Raw genomic sequence first — 15,507 nt, 5'->3', positions numbered from 1 at the left:
AGAATTTAAGAAAATGAAAAAGAAACTTGTAGTCTTAACCGGCGCCGGAATTAGCGCTGAAAGCGGCATCAAAACGTTTCGCGACAGCGATGGTTTATGGGAAGGTCACGATGTTATGGAAGTCGCAACTCCTGAAGGCTGGCATAAAAATCAGGAATTGGTTTTGGATTTTTATAATAAAAGACGTCAGCAGCTGAAAGAAGTAAAACCAAATTTAGGCCACATTATTTTAGCCGAATTAGAAAAAGATTTCGACGTTCATATTATCACCCAGAATGTTGACGATTTGCATGAACGCGCCGGAAGTAGAAACGTTTTGCATTTGCATGGCGAATTACTTAAAGTTCGAAGTGTCCAAAATAAAAACTTGATTTTAGATTGGACTGAAGATTTAAACACTGGCGATTTTGACACAAACGGACATCAATTGAGACCGCATATTGTTTGGTTTGGCGAAGAAGTTCCGGCATTAGAAGAAGCAATCGACATTACAGAAACTGCTGATTATTTTGCTGTAATTGGAACTTCGCTTCAGGTTTATCCTGCAGCAGGACTAATTGCTTATGCGCCAAGTACAACTCCTGTTTTTTATATTGATCCAAAACCAATTGCGATTCCAAATATTCGAAATAAAGTAGAAACCATTGCCAAATTTGCATCAGAAGGAGTTGCAGATTTAAGAGCGCGATTAAATTCATTTTGAATGCATAAATGCGCGTTTTAATTACCTCTAATCGCTAAATTCTGCTTATATTTGCACCTTTCGAAAAAACAACATAACAATGACTACTCTAAACGAATTGAATGCTATATCACCAATTGATGGAAGATATAGAAATAAAACTCAAAATTTAGCACCTTTTTTCTCTGAAGAAGCCTTAATTAAATACCGCGTTTTGGTTGAAGTGGAATATTTTATTGCTTTATGCGAAATTCCATTGCCTCAACTAAAAGGTATTGATTCAAGTTTATTTGAAAGCTTAAGAAACATCTACAAAAATTTCTCAACTGAAGATGCGCTTTGGATTAAAGAAACGGAGAAAGTAACCAACCACGACGTAAAAGCGGTTGAATACTTTATCAAAGATGCTTTTGAAAAATTAGGTTTATCTCAATACAAAGAGTTCATTCACTTCGGATTAACATCTCAAGATATTAATAACACTGCTATTCCGCTTTCTACAAAAGAAGCTTTTGAGCAGGTTTATATGCCTTCTTTAATTGCCTTGATTTCTAAATTGAAAGAATTAAGTGTTGAATGGAAAGACATTCCAATGTTAGCACGTACACACGGACAACCAGCTTCTCCTACTCGTTTAGGAAAAGAAATTTTGGTTTTTGTTGAGCGCTTAGAAGAGCAAATGCGTTTGTTGTTCAATGTTCCGTTTGCAGCTAAATTTGGTGGCGCAACTGGAAACTTTAACGCACATCATGTTGCCTATCCACAAATTGACTGGAAACAATTCGGAACTAAATTTGTTGAAACTAGCTTAGGCTTACAACATTCATTCCCAACAACTCAAATTGAGCATTATGACCATTTTGCAGCGTTTTTTGATGGTTTAAAAAGAATCAACAATATCATTATCGATTTAGATCGTGATATCTGGACGTATGTTTCAATGGATTATTTTAAACAAAAAATCAAAGCTGGAGAAATTGGATCTTCAGCAATGCCACATAAAGTAAACCCAATTGATTTCGAAAATTCTGAAGGAAACTTAGGAATTGCAAATGCTATTTTCGAACATTTGGCTGCTAAATTACCTATTTCAAGATTACAGCGTGATTTAACTGACAGTACTGTTTTAAGAAATGTTGGTGTTCCTGTTGGACACACAATTATTGCTTTTGAAGCGACTTTAAAAGGTTTGAACAAATTACTGTTAAACGAAAGCAAATTTGCTGAAGATTTAGAGAAAAACTGGGCGGTTGTTGCTGAGGCTATTCAGACTATTTTGCGTCGCGAGGCATATCCAAATCCTTATGAAGCATTGAAAGGTTTGACAAGAACTAATGAAGCGATTGACAAAAATGCGATTCATAATTTTATTGCGACTTTAGAAGTTTCAGATGCTGTTAGAGCAGAATTAATGCAGATAACTCCTAGCAATTACACAGGTATTTAAAGAAAACCTAAAATATTTTCCCAAAAAAAGCTATCTTTATCGAGATAGCTTTTTTTATTTAAATCTGATTGGAAACTAGCCCAGACTGAAATGAAAAGCCTTTTGCTTGAAAAACATATTTTTTTGAGCAAAAGCTTAAAATGTAAGGCTGGAAATAGCTCCTGAAACTAAAATACCACTTCTATATGATTGCCTTAAACGCCGCTGCCGAAACTACACACCACTTACAACCCTTAATCAGCGACTTGGGATTAATCCTAATGACCGCCGGAATTGCCGTGCTGATTTTCAAAAAAATGAAACAGCCGCTGGTTTTAGGATATTTGATTGCGGGATTTTTGGCTGGAAACCATTTCGACTTTTTCCCATCGATTACAGATATGAAAAGTGTTGAAGTGTGGGCAGAAATTGGTGTTATCTTTTTACTTTTTAGTTTAGGACTCGAATTTAGTTTTAAAAAACTGATGAAAGTTGGTGGCACTTCGTCCATCACCGCCATAACCCAGATTATGTTTATGACCTTGATTGGTTATCTGGTTGGCCAATGGATGGGCTGGGGAAAAATGGACAGTATTTTTCTTGGCGCAACGCTTTCTATTTCTTCTACAACTATTATTATTCGAGCATTTGATGAATTGGGAGTTAAAGGAAAAAAATTCGTAGGAATTGTATTTGGCGCCTTAATTGTAGAAGATATTGTCGCGATTTTAATGCTTGTTTTATTATCGACAATTGCGGTGAGCGATCAGGTTTCTGGAACTGCTTTATTGCAATCTGTTTTAAAATTAGTATTCTTTTTAATCATTTGGTTTTTAGGCGGAATCTTCATTATTCCGACGATTTTAAAAAAAGCAAAGCATTTATTGAGTGACGAAATGTTACTTATTATTTCGCTTGCATTATGTTTGATGATGGTAATGTTTGCTGCCAATGTTGGTTTTTCTCCAGCGTTAGGCGCTTTTATAATGGGCTCTATTATTGCCGAAACCACTCAAGCGGAAAAAATCGAACATTTAATTCAGCCAGTAAAAGACTTGTTTGGTGCTGTTTTCTTCGTGTCAGTCGGAATGTTAATCAATCCGGTAACTTTGGTTGATTATGCACTTCCAGTTTTAATCATCACATTGGTTACTGTTTTTGGAAAAGCATTCAGTTCTGCATTTGGAGCTTTACTCTCGGGACAACCTTTGAAACAATCAGTACAAACCGGAATGAGTTTGGCACAAATTGGAGAATTCTCTTTTATTATTGCAACACTCGGAATGACATTGAAAGTGACAAGCGACTTTTTATATCCTATAATTGTGGCAGTTTCAGCAGTTACCACGTTTACAACTCCATTTTTAATTAAATATTCTGAAACTTTTGCTTTGTTTTTAGAATCAAAAATGCCCAAAAAATGGGTTAAAAACATTAATCGTTATAGTGTAAACGCACAGGCAATTAAATCGGTTAGTACCTGGCAAATTGTATTACGAGCTTCAGTAACACAAATTATACTTCATACGATAATTATTACCGCAATTATTTTATTGTCTGCCAAATTTGTTGCGCCTTTAGTAGCTGATACCCGATTTGGAAATACGCTTGCCGCATTGATTACATTAGTGATTATTGCTCCTTTTTTATGGGCACTTTCGTTACGAAGAGTAAAAGTGGATGAAGTTGAAATTTTATGGGAAGAACGAAAATATCGCGGAGCACTTTTAATGCTGATTTTAATCAGAATGAGTCTTGGTTTGTTTTTCGTGGGCTTTTTGTTGAATATTTTCTTCTCGCCTTTGGTTGCTTTTGTTGCGCTGATAATTGCTATTGGAGCATATCAAATATTCCCAAAAAAATTAAATGAACAATATCATAAAATTGAAAATCACTTTCTGAAAAACCTGAACGATCGTGAAAACAAAAAAATCGACAGACGTTATGCCAATTTAATGCCGTGGGACGGTCACATGTCGTTTTTTGATATTGGAAAAGAATCAAACCTGGCAGGAAAAACTTTAGAAGAATTAAAAATTCGAGAACAACTCGGAATTAATATTGCCGAAATAAAACGAGGCGATATTACAATTCCTATTCCAACTAAAAATGAGCGTTTGTTTCCGGGTGACGAAATTTGCGTAATTGGTACGGATGCTCAAGTTACAGAATTTGCCAAATATTTAGATCAAAATGAAATTGAAGCTCCGCCTGCAGTCCAAGAATCTGAAATTGTGTTGCGTCAGTTGGAAGTTTCACAAGAAGAATTTATTCAAAAAAGCATTGGACAATTTAGAGGAAAAACCGGCGGCCTAGTCGTAGGAATTGAGCGAAATGGAAACCGAATCCTAAATCCTGAATCGAATATTATTTTGAGTCAGAATGATATCATTTGGGTTGTAGGCGACAAGAAAAAAATGAATGAGTTGACTAAAGGGACTAAGGTTCTGAGGAGCTAAGGTTCTAAGCTTTTTTTAAAATAATTAAGGCGCTAAGCTGTTAAGTTTTCAAGAGAAATCTTAGCATCTTAGCGCCTTAGTATCTTAGAACCTTAATTATTTATTTGGCTGTGGTGTCAATCTTAAATAAGGTTTAATTGGCGTGTGTCCTTTTGGGAATTTTGCAGGGATATCACTGTCCGGAATTGCCGGAGCAATTACAACATCTTCACCATCTTTCCAGTTTGCAGGAGTTGCAACACTATAATTTGCAGTTAATTGCAAACTGTCAATAACACGAAGCAATTCGTCAAAATTTCTTCCTGTTGAAGCTGGATAAGTCAATGTTAGTTTGATTTTTTTATCGGCACCAATTACGAAAACAGAACGCACTGTGAATTTATCGCTGGCATTTGGATGAAGCATATCATATAAAGTCGCAATTTTTTTATCTTCATCAGCAATAATTGGAAAATTGACTTCTGTATTTTGAGTTTCGTTGATGTCCTTAATCCACTCTTTATGCGATTCTAGGCCGTCTACACTCAAAGCAATAACTTTCGTATTTCTTTTAGAAAATTCCGGAAGATAGTTTGCTACTGTTCCCAATTCAGTTGTACAAACCGGAGTAAAATCGGCAGGATGCGAAAATAAAACACCCCATGAATCTCCCAAGTACTCGTGAAAATTGATTGGTCCTTGTGTGGTTTCTGCATGAAAATCTGGAGCTATATCGCCTAATCTTAATGTTGACATAATTTATAGTTTTTAGTTCCTCTAAAATTAACTAAAAAATTCGTAGAGAAAACATCTAAAATCTTAAAAAAAGTTAAAATTCTATTTTCTCTATATAATTAGTATTTTACTCTTAAATAAAACTAAGAATGAAGTACCAAAAAGCAAGAGTTATAAAGGAAATTGGGATTCCAAAACCAATCATCATACTGCTTAATTTTGGTTTTAATCCGTAAGTTGAAGCTAAGATTGCGCCCGTAATCATTGGCGCCATTGCAGTTTCCATCAAAGTAATTTTTATAACCTCAGAATGCTGATTGAAAATAAACACATACAGCACAAAAATGATAAAAGGAACTAAAAGTAATTTAAAGAAAAGTCCGAGTCGTAAAAATTTCCAATGCTGGCTTTTTCGATCAAAAGTCAATTGCAAACCAACAGAAAGCAAAGCTAAAGGCGTTACCAAACTTCCAATTTTCAACAATACCGTTTGAAAATTTTCATTTAAATTATAATCAAAAATATTCATCAGGCACGCCAAAACAAACATTAAAAAAGGTGGAAACAAAATAATCTTTTTAAAAATCCCTAAAGCATTCGGACTTCCTTTAGAATAAAATGCCGCTGTAAAAACACCAAGTGTTGAAACTACTACAAAAGTTCCTGGCTGATCTACCAAAACGGCAGTTTCCAAGCCTTTTTTCCCAAATAAAGCTTCAATAATTGGATATCCAAGAAAAGAACTGTTGCTTAATCCAGCGGTTAAAATCAAACAGCCAATTAGTTTGTTGGACCAACCATTTTTTCTTCCTAAAAAATGAAAAAAGATAAAAGCCAAGATATAAGTAATCCACCCCGCTCCTATTGGAAAAAGTAATTCACTACTCCATTTTATTTTTGGAATATGATATAAAGTAATTGCAGGAAGACAAAAATAGATGACAATCTTATTAAGTGTCTTATAAATATGAGTAGGAAATTGTTTTACGTGTTGTAAAATCAAGCCCAACGAAAGAAATAAAAATATTAGAAGAAAGTTGTTCATATCATAAGATCGAGACAAAAATAGTTAATTATATTTTAGTGATTAGTGAAAAGTAATTAGCTTTTCGAACGAATAGCAACTACTTATTTTCTTTTGTTACACTTATAACACTTTGACAAGAGTAATTCGCTAATCACTTTTCACTAATTACTATTCACTAACTACTAAATACCAAAAAGTTAGTTAAAATTTATTTTCGTATTGAAAAACTCATTACATTTGTAACATATTTTATTACAGTATGCTTTCAGGTAAATTTGCCATAACGATTCACATTCTTACTTTGCTCAATAAATTCCCAAATGATTATTTATCATCGGAATATATTGCAGGAAGCATGAACCTCAACCCTGTTTTGGTTCGAAAAGAAATTGCAAACCTAAAAGCACATCATATTGTAGAAAGCAAAGAAGGTAAAAATGGCGGTACAAAACTGTCAGTAGATGCTGCTAAACTGACTTTAAAAGAAATTTTCGAAATGACTTTTGAAACCATTGGTTTAGGTTATGCAAAAAATCAGCCTAATCCTGATTGTCCAGTCGGAAAAAAAATCAATCAGAATTTGGATGCTTTATATAAAGAAATGAATCAAAAAGTCAGTGCACAACTGGAAAAAATTTCTTTGGAAGATTTTTCAAACCAGTTTTAAAGGTATTTTTTTATTCAAAACTGTAACATTTTTTATTACTAAATAAATTTATATATTATGAAAATCGCACTTATTGGAGCAACAGGATTTGTTGGCTCAGCAATTTTAAACGAATTGGCAGACAGAAAACATGAAATTACGGCTATAGCAAGAACTCCAAAAGATACTACCAACGCAACTTGGGTTGCCGCAGATATTTTTAATGCAGATGCTTTAGCAGAAATTTTAAAAGGACATGATATTATCATTAACGCTTATAATCCGGGTTGGACAAATCCAAACTATAGCTCTGATTTCGAAAACGGATCAAAATCGATTCAGGAAGCTGCAAAAAAATCAGGTGTAAAACGTTTTATCACAATTGGAGGTGCTGGAAGTTTATATGTAGCGCCAGGCGTGCAGGCAGTTGACACTCCAGAATTTCCAAAAGAATATTACACCGCCGCTTCTGCAGCAAGAGATTATCTGAATGTTATTAAGGAAGAAAAAGAATTAGATTGGGCATTTTTTAGTCCTGCTCTTGAAATGCATCAGGGAATTACAACAGGAAGAACTGGAAAATATCGTTTAGGTTTAGAAAATCCAGTTTTCAACGACGAACAAAGAAGTATTTTATCTGTAGAAGATTTAGCAGTTGCTATTGCTGATGAAACAGAAACTCCAAAACATCATCAAGTTCGATTTACTGCAGGTTACTAATTTTTTTTTTCGCCACGAATTCACGAATTCTTTTTTATAAATTCTCTATGTCTTCCTGAGCGAAGTCGAAGGACACGAATTTCGCTCGACAAAAATTTTCAATTTTGATTGTGGAGTATCTAGCGTATCCTCCGACTTCGCTCAGGATGACAAAAAAATGTTGAAAGAAATTCGCGAATTCGTGGCAAACTAACTTTTTGAAACTGTTTTTGTTTTCAGTACTTTTACAATACTAAAAAAGCATTTTGTCAAGTTTAAAGAAACAGTCGAGCAGTTTAACTGAAAAAGCTGGAATTTCATCTCCTGAAATCACCAATGTTTCAGCTATAAATCAAATTAAAAACAAACGAAGACAACAGCCTTCAGCTGATGAATTAATTTCTGGAATTCTCTCAGAAAACAGGACTTCTCTAAGCCGTGCCATTACACTTATCGAAAGTACCAATCCTGAACATGCAGAAAAAGCAAACCAAATTATAAAGGGCTGTTTGGCTCATGCCAATAAATCGGTTCGTATTGGAATTACGGGTGTTCCCGGAGTTGGGAAAAGTACTTTTATCGAAGCTTTTGGGACCTATCTTACGCAATTAGGAAAAAAAGTGGCTGTTTTGGCAGTTGATCCAAGCAGTTCCATTTCGCACGGAAGTATTTTGGGCGATAAAACCAGAATGGAAGAATTGGTAAAAGATGAAAATGCTTTTATCAGACCGAGTGCTTCTGGAGAAAATCTAGGCGGTGTGGCGCGCAAAACCCGTGAAGCAATCATTTTATGCGAAGCAGCAGGTTTTGACACCATAATTATTGAAACTGTCGGTGTTGGACAAAGCGAAACCGCAGTTCACAGTATGGTTGACTTTTTTCTTTTATTAAAAATTTCTGGTGCTGGTGATGAACTTCAAGGCATCAAACGCGGTATTATGGAAATGGCAGATGCCATCGTAATCAATAAAGCCGACGGAGATAATATCAAAAAAGCCAATCAGGCAAAACTAGAATTCAATCGTGCTTTGCATTTATTTCCACCAAAAAAATCAAACTGGCAACCAAAAGTTACCACTTGCAGTGCAATTACAAAAGAGGGTATTTCGGAAATCTGGAATACTATTTCTGACTATTTTGAAATGACTAAAGAAACGGGATTTTTTCAGGAAAAACGACATGAACAAAATCAGTTTTGGATGATGGAAACCATCAACGAACAATTAAAATCACATTTCTATAATCAACCAGAAATTATTTCGCTTTTAGAACAAAATAAAAAAGCAGTGCAAAATGATGAAATTTCACCTTTTGCAGCTGCTTCTGAGTTGTTAAAATTTTATTTTTCTAAAAGCCGCTAAGTGATTAAGATGCTAAGGTTCTAAGTTTTTTTTCTCGATATCGTCATAGAGCTAAATCGAAAATATACAAAGCATTTCGACTTCGCTCAAAGTGACAAGCAAAATAAGTCACTAAATTAAAAACTTAGAACCTTAGCATCTTAGCGCCTTAGTTTATATTTACTTTCTTTATACAAATTTCCTGCTGTTATCACGTGTGCTAAAGCATCTTTTGCTAAATCTTCATTTAATTTTACAGGAATCAAAGTAGTGTCGTTTTTGATTTCAAATTGTAGCGGTTTCAAATTTGGCTGCATAATGACAACCTGGTTTTCTACTCTAAATGCATTGATATCATTAAACTGCATAATTGATCTTCCTTGTACTTTTTGATCTAACTTAGTCAGGTTTCTTCCAACCATTGGCGTTTCAAACGGAATTCCTAAATACCCTAATAATGTTGGTGGAATATCAATTTGACTTGCTAATCTGTCATAAACTGCGCCTTTTGCAACTCCAGGTCCCATAATAAATGCCGGAATATGGAATTTATTAATTGGCACTAAATTTTTTCCGTACGTTCTTGTATTATGATCTGCAATTACAATGAAAATCGTGTTTTTAAAGTACGCTTCTTTTTTAGCCATTTCGAAGAATTTTCCAATTGAAAAATCAGCATATTTCATGGCATTATTAACTGTTGCCGGTTTCTTATCGTAAGGTTTTATTCTTCCTGCAGGATATTCAAAAGGTTCGTGATTTGAAGTCGAGAACATCAAAGAGAAAAATGGCTTGTTTCCTTTTGACTTAAAATACTGATTCGCCTTAGTAACCAAATCTTCATCAGAATAACCCCAAGTTCCTTTGAAAGCATATTTATTTCCGTCTGATTCAAAATCCGTTTGATCTACAATATCACTGAAACCATTTCCGTTGAAAAATGAAGCCATATTATCAAAATTGGCCATTCCACCGTAAATGAAACTCGTGTCATATCCTTTTTGTTTTAAAGCATCGGCAAGTGTAAAAAATCCTTGTTGAGAATTTCCAAGTCTGACAACACTTTCAGAAGGCGAAGGTAAAAACCCTGTTACAACTGCTTCGATTCCACGTACGCTTCTGGTTCCTGTGCAGTACAAATTGGTGAATAACGTTCCTTCTTTTGACAACTTATCAAATTCTGGAGTTAAAGGCTTTCCTCCTAAAATTCCAACATATTCAGCGCCTAAACTTTCCTGAAGAAAAATCACCAAATTATACGGTTTTTGTCTCGCCGAATCCGGTTGTTGTACGTGAAGAAACGGAATTTCAGCATCGGTAAAATCGTTTGAACCTGCAATCATGTATTTTTTCACACGAGCAATTGCCTCGGCTTCATCCATTTTACCGTACATTTTCGTGTTTGCTTCATTTTTAATCGAATAAGCAGCAAAAGCAACAGTGTAAAAAGAATTTAAACCTAAAGTATTTGTTAACTGATCGGTAGAAAAAACAGCATTACTGGCATTAATTGGTCGTTTTGAAGTTAGGCTTGAACGCGCACCAAAAAACAATAAAAAAGCCAATAATGGAAAAACCATCAATTTGAATTTATAATCTGTACTTGAAGTGTGAAAATATTTTTTCCCTTTTTTGATAGCAAAATAAAGTACAACTCCCAAAATCAAAAAGGAAACGATAATTGAAGTTAGATAACTTTTTAAAAGCATTCCAACAACCTCTTTTGGGTAAATTAGATAATCTAAGAAAATTTTATTCGGGCGTGTATCATATTGTTTTACAAAATCAGGCGAAGCCAATTCAACAAAAAGAATCAGAAACAGAAACAAGAAACTATAAAATACCAAAAATTTGTTGGTGAACTTTATTCCTTTATTCGGAATAAAAGTAATCAGGGCAGCCGGAAGAAATGATAAATAACAAAGTAATATCATATCCATTCGCAGACCGATTGGGAAAATATACCAGAAATTTGGCGTTTCGACTACTCTATCTTTAAAAATAAAAAATAAAACAAGACGGCTTAAAGTAGTAATCAGCAATCCGATTACTATAAAATTAAAAATGGGTTTTAAGTAACTTAATTTTTTCATTGAACGATTTACATTATTTTTTAGACAGTTGTACAATTTAAGACGCACTGCTGTGCGTCTCTACTATTCTTCGTAACGATTAATTTCTCTGTCGTAAAAATCATTTGCTTTTTCGATCAAACCTTCCATTTCGGCATTTAATTCAGCCTCATCAAGATCCTCAGCTTCTTCTAAAAATTCAACCTCATCATCTTTTAAATTGATAATAAATCGAGGATAATCTAGATGAATGATGAAAATATCATCTGGAAAATCAGTATTGTCTCCAAGTAAAAATTTAGGTAATTCCATTATATTTATTTTTTAGTATTTGTTATTATTTCCCACAGATTTATAAAAAAATTACAATCTGTGATTTATCTTTTATCAAATTTAATTATTTGAATCTGAATTAATAATTAATCTCTTTGTTAAGTAGTGGAAGCGAATGTACAGAAAAATTGCTGCTGTTGTTAAACCAGCCAAAAGTCCAATCCAAACTCCCTGCGCTTTCAGTTCTGTATGTTCTCCAAGATAATACGAAATTGGAAAACCAATCACCCAATAAGCCACAAAAGTGATGTACATAGGAATTTTCACATCCTGCAAACCACGCAAAGCACCTAAAACCACAACCTGAATTCCGTCAGAAATTTGAAAAACTGCGGCGATTAAAAGTAGTTTTGACGCGATACTGATTACTTCGCTATTATCCAGAACCTGTCCGCTATTTTCCATATTTAAAAAGATGTATGGCAGATATTCGTGAAAAGCGATAAACAAAATTGCAAAAACAGTTTCGAGTATAATTGCCAAAAGGAAAATAGATCTTGCCACAACAACCAGTTTTTTATAATCCATTAAACCTCTTTGATTACTGACTCTGATCATCGAAGTCACACTTAATCCCATGGCAAACATAAAAGTCATCGACGCCAGACTCAAAGCAATTTGATTGGCTGCCTGGCTTGTTTTTCCAATATTACCACAAAGCCAAACTGAAGCAGAAAATAAAACTACTTCAAAAAGCATTTGCATTGCAGATGGAAAACCAATGCTGATTATTTTTTTTATGGTTGCTTTTTTTATTTCGCTAAAACTGAAATCCTTAAAAAATCGTTTTAAGTCATTTCGTCTGGAAAGCATAATATGCATGAACATTACGAGAAATATTCTTGAAATTACAGTTCCAAGTGCGGCACCAATAATTCCCATTTTTGGAAAAATCCAAATTCCGTAAATCAACATATAATTGATTCCGACGTGAAGCACATTAGCCATAACCATTGCGTACATCGAATATTTTGTAAGCGACAATCCGTCGGCAAATTGTTTATAACCTTGGTAAACTATTAACGGAATTAATGAAAAAGCAACCCAATCTAAATAAGGTTTTGCCAATTTAATTACATCGGCAGGTTGATCCAGCATTTCCATTATTGGCTTTGCCAAAACAATTATCCCAAAAAGAAACAATCCTAAGATCGCGCATAAAAATAAACCATGATGAAATGCAGAACGAATTTTGACATCATTTTTCTCGGCATCACCTTCGGCAACAATTGGCGTAATGGCTGTCGAAAAACCAATTCCTATTGACATTGCCACAAAAATCATCGTATTTCCCAATGAAACTGCTGCTAATTCAGTAGCTCCAATTTTACCTACCATAATATTATCGACCATACCTATTAAAGTATGTCCGACCATTCCTAAAATTACAGGGTATGCCAGTTTTAAATTATACGAAAACTCCTTGGTGTACTGCTTTAAATTCACTTCTATTTTATTTTGTCGGCAAAGATAGTCAGAAGCTTGGAATTCTATCCTATCAATAAAAAGATATCCCATTTTTAAGGCAAAATTAAGTACACCCTAATATTATGTAACGATTTTTAAAAATTATATAACAAGCTCCAAAGCCCTTGATTATACTTTTACATTATTAATAATTCAAATATATAAGCCATGAGAAAAGTACAAATGTTATGCCTAGCTGCTTTTGCATTTTTATTCGCCAACACTGCTGTCGCTCAAGACAGCGCAGCAACAAATTACGATCAGGGATTTAGATTAGGATTCGGGATCAACGGAGGAATTCCAACAGATAACGATTACGACTGGTCACTTGGCGGAGATGTTCGTTTACAATATGATTTGTCAAAAAGAACATCGCTGACACTAACAACGGGATTTACAAACTTATTTATGGGAAAAGATGAGCTTGGAAATAACGTAAAAGATCTTGGATTCATTCCTGCAAAAGCAGGTTTTAAAGCCTTTGTTTGGGAAGACCAATTTTATGTTTTAGGTGAAATCGGTGCCGGTTTTGCAGTAACAAACGGTTATGATCAAACCACTTTTTTATGGGCACCGGGAATAGGATACGCAAACAAATATATTGATTTGAGCGTACGTTACGAAGATTATCACGATTTCAGAACCAATCAGGTAGCATTGCGTGTTGCTTATGGTTTTGACTTATAAAAGTTAAGGTTTAATTTATTTTTTGTTTTTGGTATGAACCCGGCAGATAGTACAGTCTGCCGGGTTTGGTGTTTTATATAGAATAGTAAACCCGGCAGGTTTTGAAAACCTGTCGGGTTTAAATTCATAACTCATAATTTCTAATTCATAACTCTTTAGAATATTTTTTATCTGTCAGCGTTTTCATAAAAGCAATCAATTGTTTTTTCTCTTGATCAGACAAATTCAATTTATCTTCTGGTAACGTCTGATTTGGAACATCAAAGCCTTTTCCTAAACCTCCTCCTTCATTATAAAAATCGATAACTTCCTCTAAGGTTTTATAAACGCCATTGTGCATATACGGTGCTGTGAGCTCAATATTTCTGATTGTTGGCGTTTTAAAAGAATGTTTATGAATCGCCGCTTGCGTAATAACAAACTTGCCTAAATCACCATCGAGTTTTTTATTTCTATCTGGTACACCTAAAATTTCACTTTCAGACCGGTCAAAGTTTGGCGGTACGGTACCATTTGTAAGCGGAATAAAATGACAGGTAGCGCATTTTGCTTTTCCGGCAAATAAATTGAAACCTGCTTTTTCATCAACTGTAAAATTTGTTTTCTTTTGCATAAAACGATCAAATTTAGAATCGTATTTGCTTAATGATCGTATATAAGATCCCAGAGCATTTTTGATAGCAAATTCATTTATTTCTCCTTTTGGAAAAGCCTTTTTAAAAGACTGCACATATTGAGCATTTTTTTGAATTGCCAAAGCCGATTTTTCCAAAGAGCCGTGCATTTCGTTTTCATTTTTAATAACTGCAACTGCTTGATCTTCGAGATAACTCACTCTTGAATCTGCAAAAAATACGCGCTGAAAAGCAATATTGGCAAGTGTTGGCGTATTGCGCTGAATCATTGATTTTCCGTCTAATGAAACTGCTCTTTCCAATCCGTCAGTAAATGCTTTATCGGTGTGATGGCATGAAGCGCAGGAACGTGTGTTGTTTCCAGATAAAATGGGATCATTGAATAACTTTTTCCCTAATGCAATTTTTTCTGGTGTTGTTTTGTAATCGGGAAAACCTGAGAAAGCTTCTGGATCAAAGGCATCTTTATCAAATAAAGTCTGAGCCGTAACTCTTAATCCGCGCTGTTCTTTCATTAATGAGATTCCTAATTCAGACTGTGTTTTAAAAAGTCCTTTACTTAACGGATTTAGAATTTCATTGATAAAATAAGCGCGATCAAAAGCATTAAAATTGGTATTCGATTTTAAATATTTTTTTCCTTTTTCAAAAATCTGAAGTACTTGTTTCGAATTTTCTGTATTTTGATTTTCTGTATAAACACGATAATATCTTTCGATAGTTTCTAACGAAACCTGAGCCTCGGGAAGTGAATTCAAAACAACTGGCGAATCAAAACCTGTTATTCCCAATGTAATGATTCGGTACACTTCTAACCGCATGGCATCAAAAACATGAGCATCGGTCAATTCATTGGAACTCGAAACTTTTTCTAACCGAATTAAATTGGCAGATAAAACACCCAATTCCTGAATTAATTCTTTTTTATTGGCTTTGCTGTATTTCGGAAAAACCAATTCTTCAATAACCTGAAATCCTTCGGGTTGAACAGTCACTTTATCATTTTCTTCAAATTCAGGTATTGCTGGACCATTAATCGATTTTGAAACTGCCGGCGAATAATACTCACTTATCAATTCGACCTTTTTATAACTTTCGTGTGCTTCCAGGAACTGCCTCTGAATTTGTACTCCAGTCGAATCTTCCTGCACAGAATATTTCAGCTTTGCAACTTTTTCAATTAATGAAGTAATATCTTTCTGAAATAATTCATTTACTTCTTGATGTTTGCTCTTTTTTTGACAGGAAACAAAGGCCATCAAAAACAACAAACAATATATTTTTTTCATGATTTTATGAGAATTAAAAAGAGAAATATTT

Annotated in this window: 13 protein-coding genes; 7 read left to right on the top strand and 6 right to left on the bottom strand. The window is 34.2% G+C overall.

Annotated features, from left to right (window positions below; all coding sequences use genetic code 11):
* Positions 1 to 13: 13 nt before the first annotated feature.
* From ACNFIH_RS17745 to ACNFIH_RS17735, 3 genes are all read left to right on the top strand, one after another.
* Complete coding sequence (locus ACNFIH_RS17745) at positions 14 to 703, top strand: SIR2 family NAD-dependent protein deacylase (protein WP_426484123.1); 690 nt, start codon at positions 14 to 16, stop codon at positions 701 to 703.
* Between the two features lie 79 nt (positions 704 to 782).
* Positions 783 to 2,129 (top strand): adenylosuccinate lyase, encoded by a 1,347-nt coding sequence (gene purB, locus ACNFIH_RS17740; protein ID WP_426484122.1) that lies wholly within the window; start codon positions 783 to 785, stop codon positions 2,127 to 2,129.
* 185 nt (positions 2,130 to 2,314) lie between these two features.
* On the top strand, positions 2,315 to 4,567 hold the full coding sequence (locus ACNFIH_RS17735) for a cation:proton antiporter (protein ID WP_426484121.1): 2,253 nt from the start codon (positions 2,315 to 2,317) through the stop codon (positions 4,565 to 4,567).
* Positions 4,568 to 4,663: 96 nt separating this feature from the next.
* Here ACNFIH_RS17735 and ACNFIH_RS17730 read toward each other — a convergent pair whose 3' ends face one another.
* The gene (locus tag ACNFIH_RS17730) at positions 4,664 to 5,302 is read right to left on the bottom strand and encodes a peroxiredoxin (RefSeq protein WP_426484120.1); all 639 of its coding nucleotides are present in this window, start codon (positions 5,300 to 5,302) and stop codon (positions 4,664 to 4,666) included.
* A gap of 112 nt (positions 5,303 to 5,414) precedes the next feature.
* Complete coding sequence (locus ACNFIH_RS17725; RefSeq protein ID WP_426484119.1) at positions 5,415 to 6,326, bottom strand: AEC family transporter; 912 nt, start codon at positions 6,324 to 6,326, stop codon at positions 5,415 to 5,417.
* Between the two features lie 241 nt (positions 6,327 to 6,567).
* Between ACNFIH_RS17725 and ACNFIH_RS17720 the strand changes: the two genes are divergently transcribed.
* The 3 genes from ACNFIH_RS17720 (at position 6,568) to meaB (ending at position 9,014) form a co-directional block, all read left to right on the top strand.
* A complete protein-coding gene (locus ACNFIH_RS17720; protein WP_035647943.1) occupies positions 6,568 to 6,975 on the top strand; it encodes an RrF2 family transcriptional regulator in 408 nt (135 codons plus the stop codon).
* A gap of 57 nt (positions 6,976 to 7,032) precedes the next feature.
* The gene (locus ACNFIH_RS17715) at positions 7,033 to 7,674 is read left to right on the top strand and encodes an NAD(P)-dependent oxidoreductase (RefSeq protein WP_426484118.1); all 642 of its coding nucleotides are present in this window, start codon (positions 7,033 to 7,035) and stop codon (positions 7,672 to 7,674) included.
* 245 nt (positions 7,675 to 7,919) lie between these two features.
* Positions 7,920 to 9,014 carry a methylmalonyl Co-A mutase-associated GTPase MeaB gene (gene meaB / locus ACNFIH_RS17710; protein ID WP_426484117.1) on the top strand — a complete coding sequence of 365 codons (1,095 nt, stop codon included), beginning with the start codon at positions 7,920 to 7,922 and terminating at the stop codon, positions 9,012 to 9,014.
* 140 nt (positions 9,015 to 9,154) lie between these two features.
* Here the strand turns inward: meaB and ACNFIH_RS17705 are convergent, their stop codons facing one another.
* From ACNFIH_RS17705 to ACNFIH_RS17695, 3 genes are all read right to left on the bottom strand, one after another.
* Entirely contained in the window at positions 9,155 to 11,086 is a 1,932-nt protein-coding gene (locus tag ACNFIH_RS17705; RefSeq protein WP_426484116.1) for an LTA synthase family protein, read from the bottom strand.
* Between the two features lie 63 nt (positions 11,087 to 11,149).
* Positions 11,150 to 11,377 carry a hypothetical protein gene (locus ACNFIH_RS17700; protein WP_026984926.1) on the bottom strand — a complete coding sequence of 76 codons (228 nt, stop codon included), beginning with the start codon at positions 11,375 to 11,377 and terminating at the stop codon, positions 11,150 to 11,152.
* Positions 11,378 to 11,458: 81 nt separating this feature from the next.
* Positions 11,459 to 12,844: an MATE family efflux transporter gene (locus tag ACNFIH_RS17695; protein WP_426486732.1), complete on the bottom strand. Its 1,386-nt coding sequence runs from the start codon at positions 12,842 to 12,844 to the stop codon at positions 11,459 to 11,461.
* A 189-nt stretch (positions 12,845 to 13,033) separates the two neighbouring features.
* On the opposite strand from ACNFIH_RS17695, the gene ACNFIH_RS17690 reads away from it, so the two are divergent.
* On the top strand, positions 13,034 to 13,552 hold the full coding sequence (locus ACNFIH_RS17690; protein ID WP_142451250.1) for a hypothetical protein: 519 nt from the start codon (positions 13,034 to 13,036) through the stop codon (positions 13,550 to 13,552).
* A gap of 145 nt (positions 13,553 to 13,697) precedes the next feature.
* On the opposite strand, the gene ACNFIH_RS17685 is transcribed toward ACNFIH_RS17690, so the two are convergent.
* Positions 13,698 to 15,476, bottom strand: a complete 1,779-nt coding sequence (locus ACNFIH_RS17685; protein ID WP_426484115.1) for a cytochrome-c peroxidase — start codon at positions 15,474 to 15,476, stop codon at positions 13,698 to 13,700.
* Positions 15,477 to 15,507 lie beyond the last annotated feature (31 nt).

The organism is Flavobacterium sp. 2, from assembly GCF_049949195.1.
In the GTDB taxonomy this organism is placed as follows: domain Bacteria; phylum Bacteroidota; class Bacteroidia; order Flavobacteriales; family Flavobacteriaceae; genus Flavobacterium.
The sequence above is the reverse complement of the archived record's forward strand: the minus strand, read 5'-3'. Positions and strand labels throughout refer to the sequence as shown.

What these genes read in the sequence shown, in the direction of transcription:
- ACNFIH_RS17745 (WP_426484123.1), top strand. Translation starts at nt 14, where the DNA reads ATGAAAAAGAAACTTGTAGTCTTAACCGGCGCCGGAATTAGCGCTGAA.
- purB (WP_426484122.1), top strand. Translation starts at nt 783, where the DNA reads ATGACTACTCTAAACGAATTGAATGCTATATCACCAATTGATGGAAGA.
- ACNFIH_RS17735 (WP_426484121.1), top strand. Translation starts at nt 2,315, where the DNA reads ATGATTGCCTTAAACGCCGCTGCCGAAACTACACACCACTTACAACCC.
- ACNFIH_RS17730 (WP_426484120.1), bottom strand. Translation starts at nt 5,302, where the DNA reads ATGTCAACATTAAGATTAGGCGATATAGCTCCAGATTTTCATGCAGAA.
- ACNFIH_RS17725 (WP_426484119.1), bottom strand. Translation starts at nt 6,326, where the DNA reads ATGAACAACTTTCTTCTAATATTTTTATTTCTTTCGTTGGGCTTGATT.
- ACNFIH_RS17720 (WP_035647943.1), top strand. Translation starts at nt 6,568, where the DNA reads ATGCTTTCAGGTAAATTTGCCATAACGATTCACATTCTTACTTTGCTC.
- ACNFIH_RS17715 (WP_426484118.1), top strand. Translation starts at nt 7,033, where the DNA reads ATGAAAATCGCACTTATTGGAGCAACAGGATTTGTTGGCTCAGCAATT.
- ACNFIH_RS17705 (WP_426484116.1), bottom strand. Translation starts at nt 11,086, where the DNA reads ATGAAAAAATTAAGTTACTTAAAACCCATTTTTAATTTTATAGTAATC.
- ACNFIH_RS17700 (WP_026984926.1), bottom strand. Translation starts at nt 11,377, where the DNA reads ATGGAATTACCTAAATTTTTACTTGGAGACAATACTGATTTTCCAGAT.
- ACNFIH_RS17690 (WP_142451250.1), top strand. Translation starts at nt 13,034, where the DNA reads ATGAGAAAAGTACAAATGTTATGCCTAGCTGCTTTTGCATTTTTATTC.
- ACNFIH_RS17685 (WP_426484115.1), bottom strand. Translation starts at nt 15,476, where the DNA reads ATGAAAAAAATATATTGTTTGTTGTTTTTGATGGCCTTTGTTTCCTGT.